This window comes from Algibacter sp. YIN40, from assembly GCF_057219435.1.
In genome coordinates, this window is the sequence record NZ_JBXVVC010000001.1 from 374013 (window position 1) to 399135 (window position 25123).

The following is a 25123-nucleotide window of genomic DNA, read 5'->3' on the forward strand; positions in this document are numbered from 1 at the left end:
GCGATTTTATTACTATTTTTGCCACACTTAAAACTAACATTATGAACGCATATATTTTTCCTGGTCAAGGTGCTCAATTCTCAGGAATGGGTTTAGACTTATATGAAAACTCCCCTTTAGCTCAAGAATTATTCGAACAAGCAAATGATATTTTAGGCTTCAATATCACAGATACGATGTTTGAAGGCTCCGCTGAAGACTTAAAAGAAACCAAAGTAACACAGCCCGCAATATTTTTACACTCAGTAATTTTAGCAAAAACGCTAGGGGATAGTTTTAAACCAGACATGGTTGCAGGACACTCACTAGGTGAATTTTCAGCTTTAGTAGCAAACGGCGCTTTAACTTTTGAAGATGGCTTAAAATTAGTTTCTCAGCGTGCTTTAGCAATGCAAAAAGCCTGTGAATTGCAACCAAGTACCATGGCTGCTGTTTTAGGATTAGATGATGATGTCGTTGAAAAAATTTGTGCTATGACAGAGGGTGTAGTAGTTGCTGCTAATTATAACTGCCCAGGTCAACTTGTAATTTCTGGTGAAATTGACGCAATAAACAGAGCTTGCGAAACTTTAAAAGAAGAAGGCGCACGTCGTGCATTAGTTTTACCTGTTGGAGGAGCGTTTCATTCACCTTTAATGGAACCTGCTCGTGAAGAATTAGCTGCTGCTATTGAAAACAACGTCTTTAATACACCCAACTGTCCAATTTATCAAAATGTTACTGCTAATGCTGTTACTGATGAAGCGGCTATAAAAGGCAATCTTATTTCTCAATTAACAGCTCCTGTGCGTTGGACGCAATCTGTGCAACAAATGATTACAGATGGCGCTACATTATTTACAGAAGTTGGACCAGGTAAAGTTTTACAAGGCCTGGTAAAAAAGATTAATAGAGAATCTAAAACAATTTCTGTAACGCTAGAATCTAACAGCTAAATGAAGTTATCAAAACGCACCCTCTACATTTTATTAGTTATTATTTTAACTATTACTGCCGACCAAATTTCAAAAGTAATAGTTCGAGCTAAAGTTATAGCAGGAAGTCAAACAGAAATCATTGGTAGCTACTTATCATTACACAATGTAGAAAACGAAGGTGCCTTCTTAGGTATGGGCAGTGAATTAAATGATACACTTAGAATCATTTTATTACTTGTATTACCTGTTGTTGTTTTAGGTCTCGTTTTACGGTACATTTTAAAAGACAAGAATTTAGACAAATGGTCTTTACTTGCTTTTTCAATGATTATTGGAGGTGGTATAGCTAATGTTTTTGATAGAGTCGTATTCGGTTCCGTTACAGACTTTCTTTATATCAAGTTAACCGATTTATTGAGAACAGGTATTTTCAATATTGCCGATTTAGCTGTAACTACTGGGATGATTATTTTGGTGGTTGTTAGCTTTAAGAAGAAGAAAACAAGTAAGTGATAAATAAGCTTTACTTTGAAAAGTAAGCTTTTTATAAGTTGATTCGGATATTTTAGCTTTTCGATCTCACTTTCTGCTCCCACTTCCAAGCGGAACTCATGGCATCATCTAGGGATAATTCTGTTTTCCAACCTAACTCATCATTTGCTTTATTAGTATCGGCATAAGCAGAAATTACATCACCTTCTCTCCTACCTACAATTTTATAATTTAATTTTTTACCTGATACTTTCTCAAAGGAATTTACGACTTCCAATACGGAGCTCCCCTTTCCTGTCCCAAGGTTGAAGGTTTCATAATTAGATGTATTATTCCCATTTAGTAACCGTCCCAAAGCTATAACGTGGGCTTTAGCTAAATCTACAACATGAATATAATCCCGAACACATGTGCCATCTGGTGTTGGATAATCATCCCCAAAAACAGATAACTCTTTTCGTATACCAACAGCTGTCTGTGTAATAAAGGGCACTAAATTTTGTGGCACGCCTATTGGCAATTCACCTATTTTAACTGATTCGTGCGCTCCAATCGGATTAAAATATCGTAATGCAATTGCATTTATATTAGGAACAACTTTACAGGTATCTCTAATAATTTCTTCTCCAATTTGCTTCGTATTTCCGTAAGGTGACTCTGCCTGTTTTACAGGAGCATTTTCAGTAATTGGTAATTCATCTGCTTGTCCATAAACAGTACATGAAGAACTAAAAATGAATGAAGCATCTGGCAATTTTTTAAGTTCCTTTAGAAGGTAAACCAAAGTTCCAATATTGTTTTCATAATATAACAGTGGCTCCTTAACACTTTCTCCTACTGCTTTACTAGCCGCGAAGTGGATAACTCCTTTTATATCGCTATGCTTTGCAAAAAAGGCTTCAACTTTATCTTTCACTTTTAGATCTAACTTTTCAAAAATTGGTGTTTTACCTGTAATAGATTTAATCCCATCCAAAACATTTTCTGATGAATTAGATAAATTGTCTATAATTACAACCTCATATCCTTTATTTTGTAATTCAACTACCGTGTGCGATCCTATAAACCCTAACCCACCAGTAACTAGTACCTTATCCATTTATAAATTTTTTAATTGTTGAAGTAATAAATTCAATTTGTTTGTTATCTAATTCTGTGTGCATAGGTAATGAAATCACCTCTTTTACTAATTGATTAGTCACTATAAAGTCTGCATCATTATACCTTTCGTTTTGATATGCTTTTTGTTTATGCAATGGTATTGGGTAATAAACTCCGCAAGGAATTCCATTATCATTTAAATGTTTTGCTAAAGCATCTCTATTCACTCCCTTTATTCTTAAAGTATATTGATGAAAGACATGACAATCACAAGTATCACAGATATTACTACAATTACTACTAACTGTTTTAGGTGTGACAATACTATCTATTCCCTCAAAAGCTTTACTATATTTAATTGCGGCAGTTTGCCTAGCCTTATTATAGCTATCTAAAAGTGGCAACTTAGCATCTAGCACTGCCGCCTGAATACTATCCAATCTCGAATTTACACCTACCACATCATGATGGTAACGTTCATACATTCCATGATTAACTATACCTCTAATAGTATGTGCAAGTGCATCATCATTTGTGAAAATTGCACCACCATCACCATAACATCCTAAATTCTTTGATGGAAAAAAAGATGTTGCTCCAACATCGCCAATAGTCCCCGCTTTTACCTTGGTTCCGTTTTTATAAGTGTAATTTGCACCAATAGCTTGAGCATTATCCTCAATTACATATAAATTATGCTTCTTAGCAACCTCCATAATAGCCTCCATATTCGCACATTGACCAAATAAGTGAACAGGAACAATCGCTTTGGTTTTAGGTGTAATTGCTTTTTCTAAGGCTACCATATTTATATTGAAATCATCTTCGTTCACATCTACTAAAACGGGTATCAAATTAAGTAAAGCAATAACTTCAACCGTTGCTGCAAATGTAAAATCTGCTGTTATTACCTCATCTCCTGGTTTTAAACCTAAACCCATCATAGCAACTTGTAAAGCGTCAGTTCCATTAGCACATGGAATAACATGCTTGACACCTAGGTATTGTTCTAAGTTTTTTTGAAATTCATGTACTCTAGGACCGTTTATAAATGCGGTGTTTTCAATAACTTCTTGGATAGAAAGATTAACCTCATCTTTTATATCGGTGTACTGACCTTTAAGATCAACCATTTGAATTTTCTTCATTTTAAAAAAATTAAGATCTTTTTTTGTCAAATTAAAGATCAGATTAAAGAAAAACTCCTAAGAGTTTTGACTTCCAAAATTACAAAAATAGAGTAGGTTATCCATAGAAATCTTTCAAAGAAATGTATTTTAGCATTAAAGAAGAAAACATTGAGTTTCATTTACAATATTGGAATTAAAATATCGGATTTCGCACTAAAATGTGTATCACCTTTTGACAAAAAGATAAAATTTGGCGTAAACGGTCGTTCTGAAACATTTGACGTTCTGCGAAGTAACCTAAACACTAAGAGTAAAACGCTTTGGTTTCATTGTGCTTCTTTAGGCGAATACGAACAGGGGTTACCTGTTTTTAAAGTACTTAGAAATCATTATAACGACCATAAAATTGTGCTCTCCTTTTTTTCTCCTTCTGGTTATGAAATTCGCAAAAATAGTCCTATTGCTGATATTGTCATTTATATTCCATTAGACACCAAAAAAAATGCAAAACAATTCATAGATATTGTTAATCCAGAACTAACTGTATTTGTTAAATACGACATTTGGCCCAATTTTTTAAATGAGATTAAAACCAGTAACTTAAGAGCAATTTTAATCTCCGCTTTGTTCAGGAAAAATCAACCATATTTTAAATTTTACGGAAAAACACTAAGACAAGCGCTGTTTTCTTTTGAACATATTTTCACTCAAAACGAATCTTCAAAACTGCTCCTTGAGTCTATTAATTATAAGAACATCACTGTTTCTGGCGATACTCGATTCGATCGTGTTACAAATCAATTAGAGCAAGACAATACATTAACATTCGTTAAAAATTTTAAAAATAATCAGCTATGTCTTGTTGCGGGCAGTACTTGGCCAGAAGATGAACAGTTATTAATTAATTTAATTAACTCTGAAAAATCAAATAGTATCAAAATAATTATTGCTCCACATAATATTAAACAGAATCAAATAAAAAACTTAAAAGAAAGCCTTTTAGTTGATACGGCATTATACTCTGAAAGAGAAAATATAAACCTTGCTAAAGCACAAGTACTTATAATCGATTCTATTGGAATACTTTCGAAAATTTATAGCTATGCAGACATATCTTACATTGGAGGAGCGATGGGTAATACAGGGTTACATAATACACTTGAAGCTGCTGTATTTGGCATTCCGATTATAATTGGAAAAAATCATATTAAATTCCCTGAAGCACAAACTATGATTAATAATGGCGGTATGTTTTCCGTTTCAAACCAAGAAGAATTTAACGAAATATTAAATAAATTGATAAAAAGTAGTGACTTACGGTTAAAATATGGGTCTAAGAATTCAGAGTACGTAAGAAAAAACAAGGGAGCTGTCATCCAAATACTAGACTACCTGCGTATATAAACTATAAAATCAAGAATTGTTAAAGCTTTCTTAATTTTTTTTAAAAAAAGTCATTAAATTGGCACTTGACTATAAATAATTAACACTAAAAACAAAAAACATGAAAAAATCAATTTTAAGTATGGCATTAGTAATGGCATTAGGTTTATCTTTTACATCTTGTAGAGACACTAAAAAAGCAGATTCTGTAGAAGATGCTGTTGAAAATGCAACAGAAGCTGCAGGTGATGCTATTGAAGAAGCAGCTGAAGCAACTGGCGATGCAGTAGATAGTGCTGTTGATGCTGCTGGAGATGCAGTAGATAGTGCTGTTGATACTGCGGGAGATGCTGTGGATAGCGCTGTTGATGCTGCTGGAGATGCAGTAGATAATGCTGTTGATGCTGCGGGAGATGCTCTTAAAAAAGAAGCTGATAAGATTAAGATTAACAACTAAAAGTTTTGTCTTAATAATAAAAAAGCCACCCATAGAGGTGGTTTTTTTATACTCGAACTTAAAACATAAAAAAAGCCTTTACAAGAAAACTTGTAAAGGCTTGGTACTGAAGACGGGACTTGAACCCGTACGTCCTAATGGACATTGGATTTTAAGTCCAACGTGTCTACCAATTCCACCACTTCAGCATTGGTATGTTTAAAGAAAGTTTCAGAGCGAAAGACGGGATTTGAACCCGCGACCCCCACCTTGGCAAGGTGATGCTCTACCCCTGAGCTACTTTCGCAGTCTTTATAATGAACGTACAATATTGCTATTGCGGATGCAAATTTAAAATATTTCTAGGAATTGCAAAGCCTTTTATTAAAATAAATAAATTTTATTTTAAGCTTGTTTTTTCTTTACCAACATGCGTTTAATTTCATTAAGTTTCATAAGGGCTTCAACAGGTGTAAGTGTATCTATATCAATGTGTAATATCTCTTCTTTAATGTTTTCTAGTAAGGGATCATCTAGATTGAAAAAACTCAATTGCATATCTTCATGCAAAGTCTTTACTTTATCCGTGAGTTCTTCACTGGAATGTGATTTTTCCAATTTCTTTAGTATTTTATTCGCGCGATGTAATACTTGTTGTGGCATACCTGCCATTTTTGCCACATGAATACCAAAACTATGCGCACTGCCACCTTCAACCAGTTTTCTTAAGAATAACACATTGTCTTTTAACTCTTTTACAGACACATTAAAGTTTTTTATACGCCCAAAAGTTTCACTCATTTCATTAAGTTCATGATAATGTGTAGCAAACAGTGTTTTTGGTTTTGCAGGGTGCTCATGTAAATACTCACTAATCGCCCATGCAATAGAAATTCCATCATAGGTACTTGTGCCTCTACCTATTTCGTCCAATAACACTAAACTTCTATCAGAAATATTGTTCAAAATAGAAGCGGTCTCATTCATTTCAACCATAAAAGTTGATTCTCCCATTGAGATATTATCACTAGCTCCTACTCTAGTGAATATCTTATCTACCAAACCAATTCTAGCTTCTTTTGCTGGTACAAAACTTCCTATTTGAGCTAGTAAAACAATTAAAGCCGTTTGACGCAATATAGCCGATTTACCAGACATGTTAGGTCCAGTAATCATAATGACTTGTTGCTCTTTTCTATCCAAAAAAACATCATTAGCAATATACGCTTCTCCAAGAGGTAATTGCTTTTCTATAACGGGATGACGTCCATCTTTAATATCTAAATCGAATGAATCATCAAGATTCGGATAAATGTAATTATTATCTTTTGCCAATTGAGAAAAACCACATAAACAATCTAACTGCCCAATTAAATAAGCATTCTGTTGTATGGGTCTAATATATTGATTTAGCCAACTTACCAATTCAGCAAACAATTGCTGTTCTATAGCTTGAATTCTATCTTCGGCTCCTAAAATTTTAGCCTCGTATTCTTTAAGCTCTTCGGTAATGTAACGTTCAGCATTTACTAGAGTTTGCTTACGTATCCACTCTTCAGGAACTTTATCCTTATGTGTATTTCTCACTTCAATATAATATCCAAACACATTGTTTGATGCTATTTTAAGTGATGTGATACCAGTTCGTTCACTTTCACGCTCTAGCATGCTGTCTAGGTAATCCTTTCCTGATTTAGACAACCCTCTAAGCTCATCCAATTCTGAAGAAAAACCAGAAGCAATACTATTCCCTTTCAACACATTTACGGGAGCTTCTTCGTTAAGTGTTTCTTTTATTTTTTCACGAAGCACATCGCAACTTTGCAATTTGTCTCCAATAATTTTAAGTGATTCATTATCACAATTTGAAGCTATGGATTTTATGGGAACAATAGCTTCTAAAGAATTTTTAAGCTGAATCACCTCGCGTGGACTCACCTTTCCTGTAGCGGTTTTGGAAATTAAACGTTCTAAATCGCCAATGTGCTTGATGTGATTTTGAATTTTTTGAAGCACCGCATATTCTTTGGTTAGAAAATGAACCACTTCATGACGTTGCTTAATTTTTTCAACATTTTTTAGAGGCAATGCCAACCATCGTTTTAACAACCTTCCTCCCATTGGTGAAATGGTCTTATCAATTACGTTTAAAAGCGTAACCGCATTGTTATTAGTAGAATTATATAGTTCTAAATTCCTAATGGTGAACTTATCCATCCATACATAATCATCTTCTGCAATTCTAGAAATAGACGTGATGTGCTGTAATTTATGGTGCTGGGTTTCTCCTAAATAGTGCAAAATAGAACCCGAAGCGATAATGCCTTCATATAAATCTTCAATACCAAAACCTTTTAATGTTTTAGTGTCGAAATGTTTAATTAAAGTTTCATAAGCATAATCGGTTTGGTACACCCAATCTTCTAAATAAAAGGTATGAAAATCGTCGCCAAATGTTTCATTAAAAAGTGTTCTTTTTTGTTTAGACACCAATACCTCGCTAGGACGAAAATTTTGAAGTAGCTTATCAATGTACTCTGCATTTCCTTGAGATGTTAAAAATTCCCCTGTTGAAATATCTAAAAATGAAATTCCAATATATTTTTTATCGAAATACACCGAACATAAAAAGTTATTCGATTTAGATACTAATACCTCATCATTCAACGCAACACCAGGTGTTACCAATTCGGTTACACCACGTTTTACAATAGTTTTGGTTTGCTTTGGGTCTTCTAATTGATCGCAAATTGCAACACGCTCACCTGCTTTTACCAATTTTGGTAAATAGGTGTTTAACGAATGATGCGGAAATCCAGCCAACTCAGTTTCACTTTCGCTACCCGCACCACGTTTAGTTAAAATAATGCCTAAAATTCCAGCAGCTTTTACCGCATCGCTTCCAAAAGTTTCGTAAAAATCGCCCACACGAAACAGCAATAGCGCATCTGGATACTTTGCCTTAATGGCATTGTACTGCTTCATTAACGGGGTTACTTTTTTTGCTTTTTTAGCCAACGTAGAATCGTTTTTTAGTATTACTTTTGACAAAATTGTAGCATGCAATGTACCATTAATTTCATGTTTTTTGAGGTTGATTTTTTAGAAGTTATCTACAATTGGAACGAGATTTCAACAATATTTATCTTGTCATTCAGAATGAAATGAAGAATCTTGACAAAAAGATACTTCGACTGCGCTCAGCATGACACAAGAACTTAAAAAGTGAGAAAACTTAAAAACAGTGAATTAGACAGATTAAGTGTTGAGGGGTTTAAAGACGCTAAAAAAACACCTATTATTATCATTCTTGATAATATTAGAAGTCTGAATAATATTGGCTCAGTATTTAGAACCAGTGATGCTTTTTTAATTGAAAAAATTTATCTCTGTGGTATTACTGCAACGCCACCACATAAAGATATTCATAAAACGGCTTTAGGAAGCACCGATACTATAGATTGGGAGTATATTGAAGACACGCTTGAATTAGTTGAAAAGCTGAAAGCTGAGGGTATGAAAATTTGCTCCATTGAGCAAGCCGAAAATGCCACCATGCTTAACGACTTTATGCCTAAACAGCAAACGACTTACGCATTAATTTTTGGCAACGAAGTAAAAGGTGTTAATCAAGATGTAGTCTCTGCAAGTGATGTGGTTATAGAAATTCCGCAATATGGTACAAAACATTCTTTAAATATTTCGGTAAGTTGTGGGGTTGTGGTTTGGGATGTGTTTTCAAAGTTAGAAGTTAGAAGTTAGAAGTTAGAAGTTAGAAGTTAGAAGTTAGAAGTTAGAATATATAACCTTTCTGTCTTTTCGAGCGCAGTCGAGAAATCTGATAATATATGGCAAAAAAACCAAAAACACCTTGGCCAACTAAAGATGTCATGAATCAGATTTACAAAAGCAATCTTTGGGGTGGAAATGACTTCGATTTTTATTCTGGTGAAGGCTCTCATCATCCAAATATTATTAAGCCTTATTTAGAAGCTGTAATTACATTTTTTAAATCTTTCGATAAGCCATTAACCGTTTGCGATTTGGGTTGTGGTGATTTTAATATTGGGAAACACTTAGTTAAATTCACCAAAAAATATATTGGAGTAGATATAGTTGAAAACCTGATTGAAAGAAATAAAAAAACTTTTAAAGAAGAACGCTTGGCGTTTCATTGTTTAGATATTTCAGAAGAGAAGCTCCCAAATGCCGATTGTGTGTTATTGCGGCAAGTATTACAACATTTATCGAATACTGAAATTAAAAAAATCGTTGAAAAACTATCAACCTACAAATACATCATTCTTACCGAACATATCCCAAATGATAATTTTAAACCTAACACAGACATAATATCGGGACAAGGAAATCGCGCAAAATATAGTAGTGGACTTGACATTTTAAAAGCTCCTTTTAATTTTAAGGTGAAAGAAGTAAATGTTTTGAATGAGCATCATTTAGAAAACAATAAAGGAAGAATTGTGACCATGCTATTCAAAACCATCTAGATTATAAAATTAAAGTTTTAATCTGCAATTTATTATGATTCTTAATGTATGATATTCTAACTTCGCTTATCAATCAATATACCTTATTAAAACCAAACCTTATCTAATCTTTTGCAAGCATTTTCCATAAAGTCAATATTGTTACATGGAGATAGTTAAATTTAAGCAAAATGAAATACACTAATTTAAAGCCTTTATTAATTATAACATTATTATTTTATGCATTTGCAGCAAGTGCTCAAAGTGGTGCTGTTTACTCCTTCTTTTTTAAAGTGAATCCCGAACTTACTGATTTTATAAAGGTTGAGCGTAACAATCGGAATTGGTTTTCTGAATTTTCTATAAGTAAAATATTTCCTGAAGAACTTATAGATTCTATTAAAATTAAAACCGAAGAAGCATTTACAGACAAATTACAAATGCCAGTGAAAATGTGTTTTTATAGAGACAAACGGGGAAGGATTTATGACTCAGGAGGAACTGGTGGACTTGAAGGATTGCCTTCAAACACCTTTAAAGGAGCAAAAGTTGTTTGTCCTAAAAACAACCGATACATTAGATATTACGTACAGATTTCCAATGGAGGTAGTACCTCAGTAACCTTTGGGAATAACAAATCTAAAACTAACACTAAACCAAGTCTTAGAATATTAGCTACAGTTTTCGATGAAAACAAAAATAAGGTTTGGAAAAAAAAGATAGAAATAAATGACTTTGCAAATCTTCGTTCAGTAAAAAGATATTATGGAGGTCTTGATGTTACGAAATCTGAGGTGTTAAGTCATGTAGATATATATGCGATGTACATTATGGGGCTTGAGCAGTTGATGAAAGAATAGAAATAACATTTGCTAACGAGGCATAACCGCAATTACGACTATTTCGACTTAGTCAGAATCTGCTAGGAATTACTAAAGGCAGTGCTTAATAGAAAAATCATAACTTAAAACCTACAAAGATGTGTTATACGGACCGCCAATAAGCTTAAGTCCAAAATTAATCTCGACAAATCTCCCTCAAAACCCACAAATAGTCCGTTCGGTTTTCAATAAAATCTTTTTCGGATATATCAATAATTTTTACGTTAAAATCTTTTTGAGTTTTTAAGAAATCGAGATAACCTGCATTGATTTTTTCTAAATAATCATCGGCGATGTTTTGCTCGTAATCGCGCCCACGTTTTTTTATGTTTTGTTGTAAACGTTCCGTATTTTGGTATAAATAAATGTATAACTCAGGCTTTGCAATATCTTTATACATCAAGTAAAATAACTTTCGGTATAAATTAAATTCGTCCTCTTGCAAGGTTATTTTCGAAAAAATGAGTGATTTAAACACATCATAATCACTCAATATAAAATCTTTAAACAAATCGAGTTGTGACAAATCATCAGAAATTTGCTGATAGCGATCTGCTAAAAAGGACATTTCTAAAGTAAAGGCATAGCGATTTGCATCTTCATAAAACTTAGGTAAAAATGGATTGTCGGCAAAGCGCTCCAAAATAAGTTTCGCATTAAAATCATATGCTATTTTTGTTGCTAAACTGGTTTTTCCAGCGCCTATATTTCCTTCTATTGCTATATAATTGTATTTTGAAAAATCAAATGACTTGCTCGGATTTTTCAACCAAATATTAATAGGCTCTAATTTGGATTTATCATCACATTCATGCAATAAATCAGATACTTCTTTATCTAATTCTGGGTGCCTTATTTTAGAAGCAACATCGTTAAGTGGCAATAGTACAAACTTACGTTTGCTCATCTCTGGATGCGGCACTTGCAGCGATTTTGTATCAATTATTTCTTCTTCAGCAAAAACAATATCCAAATCAATGGTCCGTGCCTCGTAGGTTTTTGTCTTAGTTCTTTTTCTGCCCAAAGATGTTTCAATATTGAGCAAGCTTTCTAGCAATTTCTGAGGCTCTAAATAGCTTTCTAAAGCTAAACAGCAATTTAAAAAATCGTCGCTTTCAAATCCAAAGGCGGGTGATTTATAGACTTTAGAAATGAGTTTAATATTACCAATTTTTAAATGTATGGAATCAACAGCTTCCTGTAAATTTTTAAATTTATCGCCTTTATTACTTCCTAATGCAATATGAAACGTTGTTGGTTTTATCATGGGAAGGCAAAATAATAAAAAGTAAATGGTTTAACTTATATTTATGGTGAAGATTTGTTCACAAAATGGTTCTCGATGCAATGCTCCTCATGTTGCAGCACTCTAAATAATTTAATTATAAAAATGAATTTAAAAGACAAACTTGCCGCCCAACGAATTTACATACTACTAGGCGCTTTATTTATAACATCTTTAGTAGTTTCTAACCTTATTTTTCAAAAATTCTTTTATTGGTATCCGTTTGATATTGAAATTTTTGGAAGTAAGTTATTCGAAATTTCCGTTGGTATTCTTCCTTATCCAATAACTTTTTTGATTACCGATTTAATTAGTGAAATCTATGGCAAAAAACGTGCTAACGATATAGTAGTGGTTGGTATTTTTGCATCTTTATTTTCACTTTTAATTATTTATGCTGCTGATGCTGTTCCCGCTACATCTTGGTCTTACGTAAAAGATGATATGTTTAAGACCGTATTTGGAAACTCCATGATCGCAGTTTTTGCTAGTATGCTAACCTATCTATTTGCCCAGTTTGTAGACATCCAGATTTACCATTTCTGGAAACGTTTAACCAAAGGCAAACACCTATGGCTTCGTAATAATTTTTCTACTTGGTTTTCACAATTTATTGACACCTTTACAATTGTCTTCTTGTTGTGTTCTTTTGGAATTATTGATTGGGCTAACTTTAAAGGCTTGTTAGTAAGTGGTTTTTTATTCAAGGTAATGGTTGCTGCTTGTGATACGCCATTTTTATATTTAGGTGTTTATTTTTTCAGAAAACGTTTCAATTTAAAAGTAAATGAAGAGATTGATTTACTTTAAGTTTTGAGGAAGAATTAACATTAATAATAGATGAATTTCATCTTTTAAGGTCATTTTTGCGTATATATCTGTAATGGATATTTGATTATCTCACTCAAACGGAAAATCTAACACAACTTACCAATGAAAAAAACATTTAAAATTATTGGAATAACCCTACTTATTATTATCGCATTATTAATAGCCATTCCGTTTGCTTTTCAAGGGCAGATTAAGGGCATAGTAAAACGTTTTATTAATGAAAACCTAAATGCTAAAGTAGAATTTAGCGATGTCTCCCTTAGTTTTATTAGAAGTTTTCCTCAAGCACAAGTAAATGTAAGTGATTTAGTTATTACCAATTTTGAACCTTTTAAAGATGAAACTTTTGCTTCAGTAAAGGACATATCATTTACAATGTCAGTAAAAGAATTATTTAAAAAAGCGAACGAAGACCCAATTGTTATAAACTCTATTAATATTAACGAGGCTCTTTTAACGCTAAAGACTGATAAATTCGGAAATAATAATTACGACATCACCAAAGAGGATGACAAGCAAGTATCAGAAGAAAATGAAACCAACAACTTCTCCTTTAGTTTAGAAGATTATAAAATTAAAAATAGTGCGCTTACCTATTTAGATGAAGTTTCTAAAACACGTGTTCACCTTACCGAACTCAATCATGAAGGACATGGTACTTTTTCAACGGATGTTTCCGAATTAGAGACACAAAGTAATGCAAATGTTAGTTTCACAATAGACCGCACCGCTTACTTAACAAATAACTCCATTAAATTAGACGCCTTAATTGGTTTAGATTTAAAGAATAGCAAATACAGTTTTGAAGAAAACAAAGGTTTTATTAACCAATTGCCTTTAGAGTTTAACGGCTATGTACAACAGCTAGATAATGGACAGGATATAGACATCACTTTTGAGAATCCAGAATCCGATTTTAAAAATTTCTTAGCCATTATGCCCAAAGAATATTCTAAAAATATTGAAGATGTTCAAACCACAGGCGACTTTAAAGTAAAAGGGCGTATTAAGGGGTTGAGTTCCGAGGAAACTATTCCTAAACTTGATATTAGTATTACTTCTAACAACGCCTCATTTAAATATCCCGACTTACCAAAGCGCGTAAACAATATTACCATAAATGCCGCCTTAAAAAACAAGACAGGAAAAGTAGATGACACTTATATCGATATTAAAACGCTCATTTTTAAAATAGATGACGATGTTTTTAAATCCTCCGCAACTTTAAAAAACATAACTAAGAACATGTTGGTTAATGCCAATATAGATGGTGTTTTAAATTTAGCAAACATTACAAAAGCCTATCCAATAGAATTAGACAATACACTCACTGGTATTTTAAAAGCGAAACTAAATAGTGCTTTTGACATGAATGCCATTGAAGCTAATGCCTACGAACGCATAAAAAATAATGGTTCTGCGAGTATTTCTGATTTTATTTTTTCTTCGGAAGATATTGTAAACCCTATTCATATTTCACAAGCAAATATGACCTTTAATCCTGGAACAGTCTCATTAAACAATTTCAAAGCTAAAACGGGTGACAGCGATATAAATGCTAAAGGAACTATTAAAAATTTATTAGGTTTTTTACTAAGTGATAATACGCTGAAAGGTAATTTCGATGTAAAATCTAATCTTTTTAAAGTAAGTGATTTTATGACTGAAGATGGAACAATTTCTGAAGACAATAAAATAACAAGCGATGTTGAATCTTTAAAAATTCCAGATTTTTTAGACTGTACTATAAATGCAAATGCAAAAACTGTTGTATACGACAATTTGAATTTAAAAGATGTTACCGGAACACTTTATATAAAAGACCAACAGGCTTCCATACAAAATATGACATCTAGTGTTTTTGATGGTGTTTTATCTATAGCTGGAGATGTTTCAACAAAAAACGAAACACCAACTTTTAATTTGAATTTAGGTGCCGATGGTTTCAATATTGCAAAATCGTTTAAGGAAATAGAATTACTGCAAAATTTAGCACCTATTGCAAAACTTCTTCAAGGAAAATTAAATACAAATCTTAATCTTTCTGGTGATTTGGACAAAGAGTTTTCACCAAACCTAAATACCGTATCTGGTAATGCCTTGGCGCATTTATTAACAACAAAAATTAATGCAAATCAAGGAGAACTCTTCAATAAGCTAGAAGGTGCATTAAATTTTATAGATTTTGATAAGCTAAATCTAAAAGATTTAAAAACCAAGTTAGCATTTGCCGATGGAACAGTGAGTGTTAAGCCTTTCGACATACAATATGAAGATATTACCATTACGGTTTCTGGCGGTCATGGTTTTGATAAGACATTAGACTACAATGCCGTTTTTAACGTGCCAGCAAAATATTTAGGTAGTGAAATAAATCAATTGATTGGGAAAATTGATTCCGATGCAGCGAAAAACATTATCATTCCCGTAACTGCAAATATTGGAGGTAGCTACTCGAATCCAACCGTAAAAACAGATTTAACTAGTGGGGTTTCTAATTTAACGAAACAACTTATTGAAGTTCAAAAACAAAAATTGCTAAATCAAGGAAAAGACAAAGTAACAGATATGTTGGGTGATATAATTGGCGGTAACAAAACAAAAACAGATTCTATTAAAAAAGGACAAAACTCGGTAGTCAATGATGTTCTAAAAGATATCATGGGAAATAAACCAAAATCTAAGGACACCACAACAACAAAAACCGATTCTATAAAAACGAATCCAACAACGGAAGCTGTTAAAAATGTACTAGGTGGATTATTAAGTAAAAAGAAGAAGACAAAAGATACGATTAATTAGGATTTTTTGATAAAAAGTCTCAACTTTGCATCCCTTTTTAGGAAATCCTTGAATACGAAATAATAAAATATATTTATGTTAAAGATTATAGTTAAAGATGGTGAGAACATCGAAAGAGCTTTAAAACGTTACAAAAGAAAGCACAGAAACATTAAAGTAATGCAGAATTTAAGAGAAGGACAATTTTTTACAAAACCTTCTGTTAAACGTCGTCGTGAAATTCAAAAGGCTGAGTATATCCAAAATTTAAGAGATCAAGAAGATATATAAATCTTAAATTACCTTATAAATGAATCCCATTTGCATTAATTGTAAATGGGGTTTTTAGTTTATGGTAATATTTACCACCAATCCTTCATTAGCACGGATATTGAACACCGTCTGGTCTTCAAAAATAAGATACTGTCCCTTTATTCCAACAAGCTTTCCCGAATATTGATGTTGCTTTATAATATTTAAACTCTTTGGTTTTTCAGGGTACTTATTTACCGGAAATTCTAAATTAGTTTCTGTATTACTTTCTATAAAGTAATCCTTTGCTTCTTGTGGAATATATTGTTTTAAGCGATTGCGCCACTCAACTAAGTTCTCGTCCTTAATATCATTCTTAAGCATACTTCGCCAATTGGTTTTATCGCCTACATAATCCTTCAAAGCTACTTCTGTAATACCAGCCAAATAGCGATTGGGAACCTCAACAATTTCAATAGCTTCATGCGCACCTTGGTCAATCCATCGCGTTGGAACTTGGCTTTTTCTGGTAACACCAACCTTCACATTACTTGAATTTGCTAAATAAACTATATGCGGTTGCAATTGTGCCTTTTTTTCATATTCTAAATCACGATCTTCTTTACCTAAATGTGCTGTACTAAGTTCTGGGCGCATAATCCAATCTCCTGCACGAGCAGTATCGTAAAAACATTGTTTATCAAAGCCTTGTCTGTAAATAGGCTTATCTAATCCACAGTTTAAACATTGATACTTAACAAATTGAATAGTAATGGATTTATTGAGCAACTGATTCATATTCAAAAAGTCATTTGCAAATACCAAATAATATTGAATTGGTTGCGAAAACTCGGTTTCCATTTTTGTTAAAACACCTTGGTAGGTCATAAAAAAAAGTCTTATTTTTAAGAAATTAAATATAAAACAAATATGCCAATTCCTTTAGTAAATTCTATTGCTTCTTGGTTCTTAAAAAAGCGATTTCACCAAATTGAACTCTTTTTAAAATACCCTAACGAAGTACAAAACGAATTACTTTTAAGTTTAATAGATTATGCTAAAGATACCGAAATAGGCAAGCAATATGATTTTGCTTCAATAAAAAATTATAAAACTTTTGCTGAACGAATTCCGATTAAAAATTATGAAGCTTGCCAAGATTTGATTCAACGTTCAAGACGAGGTGAAAATAATATTTTTTGGCCTTCATCAATCAAATGGTTCGCAAAATCAAGTGGCACCACTAGATCTAAAAGTAAGTTTATCCCTGTTAGCCCTGAATCATTAGAGGATTGTCACTACGCCGCTAGTAAAGATTTACTTTGCATGTATTTAAATAACAACGAAGACTCTCAGCTATTTAATGGTAAAAGCTTACGCTTGGGAGGTAGTAAAGAGTTATACAAAGAGAACGGCACTGTGTTTGGTGATTTATCAGCTATTTTAATTGACAATATGCCGTTTTGGGCAGAATTTAGTAGCACCCCAAGTAGTAAGGTATCTCTAATGAGTGACTGGGAACATAAAATGCAAGCAATAGTTAATGAAACCATAAACGAAAATGTAACCAGCTTAGCAGGTGTACCTTCATGGATGCTCGTACTACTCAACGACGTTTTAAAAATTACAGGTAAAGAAAACTTATTTGATATTTGGCCAAACCTTGAAGTCTATTTTCATGGTGGAGTAAGCTTTACACCTTACATAGACCAATACAAAAATATTCTTCCAAAAAAAGATTTTAAGTATTATGAGATTTATAATGCTTCGGAAGGCTTTTTTGCTATTCAAGATCAAAATAATTCTGATGAATTATTACTCATGTTAGATTACGGTATTTTCTATGAATTTATCCCGATGAACATCTATGCCTCTGAAGAAGAAAAAGCAATCCCATTAAGCGAAGTACAATTAAACCAAAATTATGCCGTCATTATAACTACTAACGCTGGATTATGGCGTTATAAAATAGGTGACACAGTAAGATTTACATCCTTAAGCCCTTATAGAATAAAAGTTACTGGTAGAACCAGACATCATATAAATGCTTTTGGCGAAGAGCTTATTATAGAAAACGCAGAAGCGGCATTAAAAAAAGTTTGCAAACGCACCAAGGCTGAGATAGTCGATTATACTGCTGCACCCATTTTTATGGAAGGCAAAGAAAAAGGCGGGCACGAATGGCTTATGGAATTTAAAACACCACCAAAAGACCTCAACTATTTTACTGAGTTATTTGACAATGCATTAAAGTCTTTAAATTCTGATTACGAAGCAAAACGCTATAACAACATCACATTAAATAAGCCTAAAATACATGTAGCACGAGAGCAACTCTTTTATGATTGGCTAAAACAAAACAATAAGCTTGGTGGACAACATAAAATACCTAGACTCTCTAATTCCAGAAATTATCTCGAGGCATTATTAAACTTGGATTCTTGAAAATCTTATTTATTCGATGAAGTGTATTGCTAAAAGTTTTTAAACGAGTATTTCATCTAATCATCTAAAAGCTATTGAATTCTTTTGTAAGGCAGTTTATTAAGTATATTTTTATTGAAGTTTAATAGACAAACGAAAAATTCCTCATAATGTCCATTATTAATTAAGTCCAAATAAAAAAACCACGCTAAAAGCGTGGTTTTTTGTTTAACTCAATTTTATTCTATGAAACAGCTTTCAACTTTTTCAAAGTAGTTTTAGTTAGTTTCTCTTCGGCATATATTTTTGTAACATTGAACTTCTTCTCATCACTACTTGGCAATTCGAACATAGCATCAGTTAAAATCTCTTCACATAAAGACCTTAACCCTCTAGCTCCAAGCTTATATTCAATAGCCTTACCAACAATAAAGTTTAATGCCCCTTCTGTAATACTAAAATCTATTTCATCCATCAAAAAGAGCTTCTTATACTGCTTGATAATGGCATTTTTCGGCTCAGTTAAAATAGCTCTTAGTGTCTTAGCATCTAAAGGATCCATATATGTAAGCACTGGTAAACGACCTATAATTTCTGGAATTAAGCCAAAATCTTTTAAATCTTTAGGAATGATATACTGAAGTAAATGATCTTGATCTACAACATCATCCGATATAGAAGCACTATAACCAACAGCTTGCATATTCAAACGTTTAGAAATTACACGTTCGATACCGTCGAAAGCGCCACCAGCAATAAACAAAATATTTTCTGTATTTACTTCAATAAATTTTTGGTCTGGATGCTTTCTACCACCTTTTGGTGGAACATTTACAACCGTTCCTTCTAACAATTTTAACAAGGCCTGCTGCACACCCTCACCAGAAACATCTCGAGTAATCGAAGGATTGTCACTTTTACGGGCAATTTTATCTATTTCATCAATAAAAACAATTCCTTTTTCAGCTTTATCGAGGTTGTAATCTGCAGCCTGTAATAAGCGGGTTAAAATACTTTCAACATCTTCCCCAACATAACCTGCTTCGGTTAAAACAGTTGCATCTACAATGGCCAAAGGCACATTAAGCATTCTAGCAACGGTTTTTGCCATAAGGGTTTTACCCGTACCTGTCTGCCCAACCATAATGATATTACTTTTTTGAATATCAATATCATCATTTGACGCTGGCTGCAACAATCTTTTATAATGATTATAAACAGCTACAGACATCACTTTTTTAGTCATTCCTTGACCAATAATATATTCGTCTAAAAACGCTTTTATTTGTTGTGGTTTGCGAAGTTTTAGTTCGGCCGACAAGTCACTACTATCAGTCTGTTTCGACTCTTCTATAACAATACCATGCGCCTGCTCGATACATCTATCACAGATGTGTGCATCTAAACCAGCTATTAATAAATTAGTTTCTGGTTTCTTTCTTCCGCAGAAGGAACATTCTAATTCTTCTTTTGCCATTAATTAATTTTTAATATAAATCGTTTCAAATCAATGATTAACGATTTATAAAACTACAAAAATTTATTTATTCGCGTACTAAAACTTCATCAATCATCCCGTACTCCTTAGCTTTATCGGCTTTCATCCAATAATCTCTATCACTATCGGTGTAAACTTTGTCGTATTCTTGACCTGAATGCTTACTAATAATTTTATAAAGCTCTTCCTTTAAAGTTAATATCTCACGTGCTGTAATTTCAATATCACTCGCCTGTCCTTGTGCGCCACCCAATGGTTGATGAATCATAACCCTAGAGTGTGTTAATCCACTACGTTTACCTTTTTGACCCGCACATAATAAAACGGCGCCCATAGAGGCAGCCATTCCTGTACAAATAGTTGCAACATCTGGTTTAATAAACTGCATAGTATCGTAAATACCTAAACCTGCATACACACTTCCACCTGGCGAATTGATATAAATTTGAATATCTTTAGAAGCATCCACACTTTCTAAAAACAACAGTTGTGCCTGAATAATGTTAGCCACTTGGTCGTTAATAGCAGTACCCATAAAAATAATACGATCCATCATCAAACGTGAAAACACATCGAAAATTGCGATGTTCATCTGGCGTTCTTCAATAATATTAGGGGTTAAACTAGTTGGATACATGCTACTTACTATTTTATTATAATAAGTGCTGCTTATTCCTTGGTCTTTTATCGCGAATTTTTCAAATTCTTTTGCGTAATCCATAATTGTTCTAAAATATTAATTTGATTTAAAATCCTGATTCACATCAAGATACATAAAGCTTTCTCTCAAAATATAATTGAATAAAAAAGCGCTCAAACGAATGCGTTTAAGCGCTTAAATATAATGAATTATTATTTGATTATTTGTCCCCGTAAACTTCTTTAACAAAGTTTTCGTAACTCATTTCTTTTACCTTCAAATTAGCCTTTTCTTTATATACTTGTAAAAGTTTTTGACTAACTAACTGTTCTGAAATTCGACGCGCTTCATCTTGGTTTGATAATACGCGTGCAGCGATATCGTCCAATTCTTTATCTGAAGGATCCATTTGACCAAATTGGGCCATTTGTCCCTTAATCATTTCTCTTGCATGACCTTTAATATCATCCATGGTTACCTGAACGTTATTTTCTTCTATCAATTTTCCTTCAATTAATTGGTAACGCAAGCTTTTTTCAGATTTTTCATATTCCTCTTTTGCTTGAACTTCATCCATTTCTTTTTCTCCAGCTGTTTGCATCCATTTTGTTAAGAATTCCGCTGGCAAATCGAACTTAGTATTTTCTACTAAGTACTCTGTAACATCATTCAATAATTTCTGGTCTGCCTGTTGAACGAATTGCTTCTCTGCATCTTCTTTAATTTTCTCTTTCAATTCTGTAACAGAAGTAACGGTTCCCTTACCAAAAAGTTTGTCAAATAACTCTTGATCTAAATCGGCTAATTCTCTTTGATTAATTTCTGAAATTGTGAAAGACACTTCAATATCTAAACCATGAACATCATCATGGCTTAATTTTAAAGCGTGCATTAACTCGTGGTCGTCGCTGTAAAGTCCTTTTGTTTTTAAAACAATAACATCGCCAGCTTTTGCCCCAATAAATTGTTTTGAGGTTGCTTTCCCTTTAAACTTATCTAAAGTTAAAGTTACCGTATTATCGATTTCACGTTCTTCATTTTTAAAAGTCCCAGTAATTTCACTGTCTTTTTCAACAGTTTCTTGCGAAATTAATTTTCCATATTGCTTTTGAATACGCTCAATCTGCTCATTTATCATTTTATCATCAGCAACAATGTTGTATTGCGTAATCGCTTTTTTACTTTTTAAGTTTACTTCAAATTCTGGTGCCAAACCTAATTCAAATTCAAAAGAAAAAGCATCAGAATCCCAATCAACAGCATCTTGAGGCTTTGGCAATGGCTGTCCAAGTACATCCAATTTTTCTTCGGTTAAATATTTATTTAAAGCTTCTTGCAATAGTTTATTAACCTCATCTACCAATACGGCTTTACCATATTGTTTTTTAACCATTCCCATTGGTACATGTCCTTTTCTAAAACCTGGAATGTTTGCTGTTTTACGATAATCTGTTAAGATCTTTTCAACTTTATCGCTATAATCTTCTTTAGCAATATCCACTTTCACAACCGCATTTAATGCATCAACGTTTTCTCTTGTAATATTCATTTTTAAATATAAATTAGTATAACTAAAATTGGGATGCAAAAATATAACATTTTTCGCACCCCAACAAAGTTTTAATTGTTTGATTGTTAAGCTATTTTTTATCTTCTTTTAAAAGCGAATGTAGTATAGATTGTAGTATTGAAAGTAACACACTAAAAAGTATTGCCCACCAAATATTAGTCACCGAAAAACCTTCAACTAATTTATCAGCTAATAAAATAATTAACGCATTTATTACAAGCAGAAAAAGCCCTAATGTTACAATGGTTATAGGTAATGTAAAAATTACCAAAATTGGTTTAACCAAAAGGTTTAAAATAGACAATACGACGGCTACAATAATTGCGGTAACATAACCGTCTACAAAAACACCAGATAATACTTTTGATAGGATTACAACAGCAACCGCGTTTAGGAGAAGTTTGAGAATTAGTTTCATGATTATATTTTTAATAAATATACAAATAACTTATTTACGAATTGGATTGAAAACAATTAACAGCACTCATTAAATCAATCTTTGTAGAAGTTACTAATACCTTCTACTAAAATTAATTAAAGCGTTTTTTAAACACTAAAATATCTTGAAATTCCTTTTTTGACTGATCTCTAATATCATCTTTCCAAAACCCATCAACAATTTTAACAAATTCCAGATTTGCTGTTTTAAGCATGCCTTGTAATTTCTCTTCATTTATAGCAATATTTCCCGACTTAACATCATCATTCATTAATCGGAAATTGTCTTTTTTAAAAGGAAAATTAAAGTCTCTTCTTGTAGAAATATATTGCTCGTTACTCGAATTATATAAAAAAAATGTCGAAAAGCATAAACCATTTGGTTTTAACACTCTTTCAATTTCAATAAAATAATGTTGAATTTCTTCAATTTGCATATGAGTAAACAATGAGAACGAAAATATCTTTTGAAAACTATTTGCTTCATAAGGGAAATTAAAATCTGTTGCTTTTATTTTCGATGTGTTGTATAGGTCATTAAAAATTGGGACATACTTAAAATTGAAATTTGAGAAATCTTTCCCTAAACCTGCATTACACCAATCTACTCCCTGTTTAACTACATCAAATCCATCATAAGAACCATTTCTATCAAGAAAACCACTAATTGCAATAGCTGTCCTACCTACCCCACTTCCTATATCCAAAATTGAATCTAGTGGTTGCAAATTAATCTCATCCTTTAAAAGCTCTAACTGACTTAAACCTTGTTGCAAATAATCTTTAGCACTTGCAGGCGAACCTGTATAAATATAACCTCTAGGAGGAACATATTTATTTGTAGCACCTCTAATTTTATCATACAAATCAACAGGTACATAATATAATCGACGTACTAAAAATCTTTGCTTTGTACTTAACCCATACCATAAATCACGTAATTTTCTTGTCTTCTTCATTACTGGTTTACTTTTCTATTAGCATTAATCACGGTATTTTATTCAATACTGAGAAATAAAACTACCGCTTCAAAAAACTCCTTTGGATTTTCTGCATGTAACCAATGCCCAGAATTAGAAATGGTAATAATTTGAGCTTTCGGAAAATGATTTGAAATTAACCTTTCATCTTCTAACCCAATGTATTCTGATCGATCACCACGCATAAACAAAGTGTCATTTTCGAATCTCGCGTAGGTTGGTAATGGTTCTCCAATTTCGCCAACTTCATTCTTTAAAACCTCCAAGTTTATTCTCAATGCCAACTTTCCTTTCTCAATCCAATATAAATTTTTAAGTAAAAACATTCGTGTTCCAACATCTGACACATAATTGCTTAACAATTTATCGGCCTCTCCTCTACTTTTTATAATGTCAAAATCTAAAGAACTTAAGCCTTCTAAAATTGCATCGTGATGTATTGGGTAAAATCGTGGTGAAATATCGGCTACTAATAATTTTGAAACTAGCTCTGGGTATTCCGTTGCAAATAACATGGCTGTTTTACCTCCCATAGAATGGCCAAGAAGTATAATGCTTTTTAGGTTATGAGCATCACAGTATTGTTTTAAATCTTCAGCAAGGGCTTCATAATTGAATTCGTTATCATGAAAACTACGCCCATGATTTCGTTGATCTACTAAATGAACTTGAAACCCTAACTCGCTAAATTGCCCTCCAAGTGTTTTCCAGTTATCACTCATTCCTAAAAAGCCATGAAGTATTACAAATGGTTTTCCTTCTCCTATAATATTTGAATGTAGCAGCATTATTTTAGTCTATGTAAATACATTTGAATTACATTTTCAACACCCAAATACAAACTTTCAGAAATAAGTGCATGCCCAATAGATACTTCCAATAAATTTGGAATTTTATCTTTAAAAAACTTGATGTTTTCTATGGATAAATCGTGTCCAGCGTTAACACCTAATTCTAATTTGTTCGCTAATTTAGCGCTTTCTACATAAGGTTTAATAGCCTCTTTGTTCCCTAAACCATACTGATGCGCAAAAGCCTCTGTATAGAGTTCAATTCTATCGGTTCCTGTTTCTTTAGCACCCTCAATTTGTTTTAATACTGGATCCACAAAAATGGACGTTCGTATATTATTATTCTGAAACTCCTTTATAACATCGATTAAAAAACTTTTGTGCTTAATGGTATCCCATCCAGCATTACTTGTAATAGCATCAACTGCATCTGGAACCAAGGTAACTTGTGTTGGCTTAACTTCTATGACCAAATCAATAAACGATTCAATTGGGTTCCCTTCAATATTATATTCTGTATAAACTTCTGATTTTAAGTCATGTGCATCTTGATAACGAATATGGCGTTCGTCTGGTCGTGGGTGAATTGTAACCCCTTCTGCCCCAAAACGCTGAACATCTTTAGCAAATTCAACAACATTAGGCAGATCACCTCCTCTAGAATTTCTCAAGGTGGCAATCTTGTTAATATTAACACTTAGCTTAGTCATATATAATTTTTAAACCACAAAAATACAAAGTAGAACAGGCTTAAGTGTTATTTTTTTAATTAATTTGCATACCAATACAAACGAATCTTTAAAATT

The 25123-nt window shown here is 32.7% G+C and carries 23 protein-coding genes and 2 tRNA genes; 11 read left to right on the plus strand and 14 right to left on the minus strand.

What is annotated here, in order from left to right:
* The first annotated feature begins 41 nt into the window (after positions 1 to 41).
* Together fabD and lspA are read left to right on the plus strand one after the other, a co-directional pair.
* A complete protein-coding gene (gene fabD, locus AC2D6V_RS01785; RefSeq protein WP_484646326.1) occupies positions 42 to 935 on the plus strand; it encodes an ACP S-malonyltransferase in 894 nt (297 codons plus the stop codon).
* Positions 936 to 1430, plus strand: a complete 495-nt coding sequence (gene lspA, locus AC2D6V_RS01790; RefSeq protein WP_484646327.1) for a signal peptidase II — start codon at positions 936 to 938, stop codon at positions 1428 to 1430.
* Positions 1431 to 1482: 52 nt separating this feature from the next.
* On the opposite strand, the gene galE is transcribed toward lspA, so the two are convergent.
* A complete protein-coding gene (gene galE / locus AC2D6V_RS01795) occupies positions 1483 to 2508 on the minus strand; it encodes a UDP-glucose 4-epimerase GalE (RefSeq protein WP_484646328.1) in 1026 nt (341 codons plus the stop codon).
* On the minus strand, positions 2501 to 3658 hold the full coding sequence (locus AC2D6V_RS01800; RefSeq protein WP_484646330.1) for a DegT/DnrJ/EryC1/StrS family aminotransferase: 1158 nt from the start codon (positions 3656 to 3658) through the stop codon (positions 2501 to 2503). Before AC2D6V_RS01800 ends, galE begins: the two co-directional genes overlap by 8 nt.
* A 150-nt stretch (positions 3659 to 3808) precedes the next feature.
* On the opposite strand from AC2D6V_RS01800, the gene AC2D6V_RS01805 reads away from it, so the two are divergent.
* Both AC2D6V_RS01805 and AC2D6V_RS01810 read left to right on the plus strand, forming a co-directional pair.
* Positions 3809 to 5044, plus strand: coding sequence for a 3-deoxy-D-manno-octulosonic acid transferase (locus tag AC2D6V_RS01805; protein WP_484646333.1), 1236 nt, complete (start codon positions 3809 to 3811; stop codon positions 5042 to 5044).
* 100 nt (positions 5045 to 5144) lie between these two features.
* Complete coding sequence (locus AC2D6V_RS01810) at positions 5145 to 5480, plus strand: hypothetical protein (RefSeq protein ID WP_484646334.1); 336 nt, start codon at positions 5145 to 5147, stop codon at positions 5478 to 5480.
* A gap of 101 nt (positions 5481 to 5581) precedes the next feature.
* Here AC2D6V_RS01810 and AC2D6V_RS01815 read toward each other — a convergent pair.
* The 3 genes from AC2D6V_RS01815 to mutS form a co-directional block, all read right to left on the minus strand.
* Positions 5582 to 5668, minus strand: a tRNA-Leu gene (locus tag AC2D6V_RS01815).
* A gap of 26 nt (positions 5669 to 5694) precedes the next feature.
* A tRNA-Gly gene (locus tag AC2D6V_RS01820) sits at positions 5695 to 5766 on the minus strand.
* Between the two features lie 98 nt (positions 5767 to 5864).
* The gene (mutS, locus tag AC2D6V_RS01825; RefSeq protein ID WP_484646335.1) at positions 5865 to 8477 is read right to left on the minus strand and encodes a DNA mismatch repair protein MutS; all 2613 of its coding nucleotides are present in this window, start codon (positions 8475 to 8477) and stop codon (positions 5865 to 5867) included.
* A 207-nt stretch (positions 8478 to 8684) separates the two neighbouring features.
* Between mutS and AC2D6V_RS01830 the strand changes: the two genes are divergently transcribed.
* The 3 genes from AC2D6V_RS01830 to AC2D6V_RS01840 all read left to right on the plus strand — a co-directional run bounded on the left by AC2D6V_RS01830 (position 8685) and on the right by AC2D6V_RS01840 (position 10806).
* On the plus strand, positions 8685 to 9221 hold the full coding sequence (locus AC2D6V_RS01830; protein WP_484646336.1) for an RNA methyltransferase: 537 nt from the start codon (positions 8685 to 8687) through the stop codon (positions 9219 to 9221).
* A gap of 86 nt (positions 9222 to 9307) precedes the next feature.
* The gene (locus AC2D6V_RS01835) at positions 9308 to 9967 is read left to right on the plus strand and encodes a class I SAM-dependent methyltransferase (protein ID WP_484646337.1); all 660 of its coding nucleotides are present in this window, start codon (positions 9308 to 9310) and stop codon (positions 9965 to 9967) included.
* 170 nt (positions 9968 to 10137) lie between these two features.
* Complete coding sequence (locus tag AC2D6V_RS01840; RefSeq protein WP_484646338.1) at positions 10138 to 10806, plus strand: hypothetical protein; 669 nt, start codon at positions 10138 to 10140, stop codon at positions 10804 to 10806.
* Between the two features lie 157 nt (positions 10807 to 10963).
* Here the strand turns inward: AC2D6V_RS01840 and folK are convergent, their stop codons facing one another.
* Complete coding sequence (folK, locus tag AC2D6V_RS01845) at positions 10964 to 12094, minus strand: 2-amino-4-hydroxy-6-hydroxymethyldihydropteridine diphosphokinase (RefSeq protein WP_484646339.1); 1131 nt, start codon at positions 12092 to 12094, stop codon at positions 10964 to 10966.
* 123 nt (positions 12095 to 12217) lie between these two features.
* Between folK and AC2D6V_RS01850 the strand changes: the two genes are divergently transcribed.
* The 3 genes from AC2D6V_RS01850 to rpsU all read left to right on the plus strand — a co-directional run bounded on the left by AC2D6V_RS01850 (position 12218) and on the right by rpsU (position 16015).
* On the plus strand, positions 12218 to 12922 hold the full coding sequence (locus tag AC2D6V_RS01850; RefSeq protein WP_484646340.1) for a queuosine precursor transporter: 705 nt from the start codon (positions 12218 to 12220) through the stop codon (positions 12920 to 12922).
* Between the two features lie 123 nt (positions 12923 to 13045).
* Entirely contained in the window at positions 13046 to 15745 is a 2700-nt protein-coding gene (locus AC2D6V_RS01855) for an AsmA family protein (RefSeq protein ID WP_484646341.1), read from the plus strand.
* 75 nt (positions 15746 to 15820) lie between these two features.
* A complete protein-coding gene (gene rpsU, locus AC2D6V_RS01860) occupies positions 15821 to 16015 on the plus strand; it encodes a 30S ribosomal protein S21 (RefSeq protein WP_484646342.1) in 195 nt (64 codons plus the stop codon).
* Between the two features lie 54 nt (positions 16016 to 16069).
* Here rpsU and AC2D6V_RS01865 read toward each other — a convergent pair whose 3' ends face one another.
* The gene (locus AC2D6V_RS01865; protein WP_484646343.1) at positions 16070 to 16864 is read right to left on the minus strand and encodes a DUF2797 domain-containing protein; all 795 of its coding nucleotides are present in this window, start codon (positions 16862 to 16864) and stop codon (positions 16070 to 16072) included.
* Positions 16865 to 16906: 42 nt separating this feature from the next.
* Here AC2D6V_RS01865 and AC2D6V_RS01870 point away from each other — a divergent pair, with 42 nt between their 5' ends.
* Positions 16907 to 18421, plus strand: coding sequence for a GH3 auxin-responsive promoter family protein (locus AC2D6V_RS01870; RefSeq protein ID WP_484646344.1), 1515 nt, complete (start codon positions 16907 to 16909; stop codon positions 18419 to 18421).
* 223 nt (positions 18422 to 18644) lie between these two features.
* Here the strand turns inward: AC2D6V_RS01870 and clpX are convergent, their stop codons facing one another.
* From clpX to AC2D6V_RS01905, 7 genes are all read right to left on the minus strand, one after another.
* Positions 18645 to 19877 (minus strand): ATP-dependent Clp protease ATP-binding subunit ClpX, encoded by a 1233-nt coding sequence (gene clpX / locus AC2D6V_RS01875; protein ID WP_484646345.1) that lies wholly within the window; start codon positions 19875 to 19877, stop codon positions 18645 to 18647.
* A 67-nt stretch (positions 19878 to 19944) separates the two neighbouring features.
* Entirely contained in the window at positions 19945 to 20619 is a 675-nt protein-coding gene (gene clpP / locus AC2D6V_RS01880; protein WP_484646346.1) for an ATP-dependent Clp endopeptidase proteolytic subunit ClpP, read from the minus strand.
* A gap of 139 nt (positions 20620 to 20758) precedes the next feature.
* Positions 20759 to 22087, minus strand: a complete 1329-nt coding sequence (gene tig / locus AC2D6V_RS01885) for a trigger factor (RefSeq protein ID WP_484646347.1) — start codon at positions 22085 to 22087, stop codon at positions 20759 to 20761.
* 91 nt (positions 22088 to 22178) lie between these two features.
* A complete protein-coding gene (locus AC2D6V_RS01890) occupies positions 22179 to 22526 on the minus strand; it encodes a phage holin family protein (RefSeq protein WP_484646348.1) in 348 nt (115 codons plus the stop codon).
* A 112-nt stretch (positions 22527 to 22638) separates the two neighbouring features.
* Positions 22639 to 23505, minus strand: coding sequence for a class I SAM-dependent methyltransferase (locus AC2D6V_RS01895; protein WP_484646349.1), 867 nt, complete (start codon positions 23503 to 23505; stop codon positions 22639 to 22641).
* Positions 23506 to 23543: 38 nt separating this feature from the next.
* Positions 23544 to 24314, minus strand: a complete 771-nt coding sequence (locus AC2D6V_RS01900) for an alpha/beta fold hydrolase (protein WP_484646350.1) — start codon at positions 24312 to 24314, stop codon at positions 23544 to 23546.
* A complete protein-coding gene (locus AC2D6V_RS01905; RefSeq protein WP_484646351.1) occupies positions 24314 to 25027 on the minus strand; it encodes a pyridoxine 5'-phosphate synthase in 714 nt (237 codons plus the stop codon). Before AC2D6V_RS01905 ends, AC2D6V_RS01900 begins: the two co-directional genes overlap by 1 nt.
* Between the last annotated feature and the right edge of the window lie 96 nt (positions 25028 to 25123).

Bases quoted from the DNA above. Each gene is read 5' to 3' on its own strand.
- AC2D6V_RS01840 (WP_484646338.1), top strand. From the start codon at position 10,138: ATGAAATACACTAATTTAAAGCCTTTATTAATTATAACATTATTATTT.
- AC2D6V_RS01835 (WP_484646337.1), top strand. From the start codon at position 9,308: ATGGCAAAAAAACCAAAAACACCTTGGCCAACTAAAGATGTCATGAAT.
- rpsU (WP_484646342.1), top strand. From the start codon at position 15,821: ATGTTAAAGATTATAGTTAAAGATGGTGAGAACATCGAAAGAGCTTTA.
- clpP (WP_484646346.1), bottom strand. From the start codon at position 20,619: ATGGATTACGCAAAAGAATTTGAAAAATTCGCGATAAAAGACCAAGGA.
- AC2D6V_RS01900 (WP_484646350.1), bottom strand. From the start codon at position 24,314: ATGCTGCTACATTCAAATATTATAGGAGAAGGAAAACCATTTGTAATA.
- galE (WP_484646328.1), bottom strand. From the start codon at position 2,508: ATGGATAAGGTACTAGTTACTGGTGGGTTAGGGTTTATAGGATCGCAC.
- AC2D6V_RS01890 (WP_484646348.1), bottom strand. From the start codon at position 22,526: ATGAAACTAATTCTCAAACTTCTCCTAAACGCGGTTGCTGTTGTAATC.
- tig (WP_484646347.1), bottom strand. From the start codon at position 22,087: ATGAATATTACAAGAGAAAACGTTGATGCATTAAATGCGGTTGTGAAA.
- AC2D6V_RS01800 (WP_484646330.1), bottom strand. From the start codon at position 3,658: ATGAAGAAAATTCAAATGGTTGATCTTAAAGGTCAGTACACCGATATA.
- AC2D6V_RS01810 (WP_484646334.1), top strand. From the start codon at position 5,145: ATGAAAAAATCAATTTTAAGTATGGCATTAGTAATGGCATTAGGTTTA.
- fabD (WP_484646326.1), top strand. From the start codon at position 42: ATGAACGCATATATTTTTCCTGGTCAAGGTGCTCAATTCTCAGGAATG.
- AC2D6V_RS01855 (WP_484646341.1), top strand. From the start codon at position 13,046: ATGAAAAAAACATTTAAAATTATTGGAATAACCCTACTTATTATTATC.
- AC2D6V_RS01870 (WP_484646344.1), top strand. From the start codon at position 16,907: ATGCCAATTCCTTTAGTAAATTCTATTGCTTCTTGGTTCTTAAAAAAG.
- AC2D6V_RS01850 (WP_484646340.1), top strand. From the start codon at position 12,218: ATGAATTTAAAAGACAAACTTGCCGCCCAACGAATTTACATACTACTA.
- lspA (WP_484646327.1), top strand. From the start codon at position 936: ATGAAGTTATCAAAACGCACCCTCTACATTTTATTAGTTATTATTTTA.
- AC2D6V_RS01895 (WP_484646349.1), bottom strand. From the start codon at position 23,505: ATGAAGAAGACAAGAAAATTACGTGATTTATGGTATGGGTTAAGTACA.
- AC2D6V_RS01905 (WP_484646351.1), bottom strand. From the start codon at position 25,027: ATGACTAAGCTAAGTGTTAATATTAACAAGATTGCCACCTTGAGAAAT.
- clpX (WP_484646345.1), bottom strand. From the start codon at position 19,877: ATGGCAAAAGAAGAATTAGAATGTTCCTTCTGCGGAAGAAAGAAACCA.
- AC2D6V_RS01865 (WP_484646343.1), bottom strand. From the start codon at position 16,864: ATGACCTACCAAGGTGTTTTAACAAAAATGGAAACCGAGTTTTCGCAA.
- folK (WP_484646339.1), bottom strand. From the start codon at position 12,094: ATGATAAAACCAACAACGTTTCATATTGCATTAGGAAGTAATAAAGGC.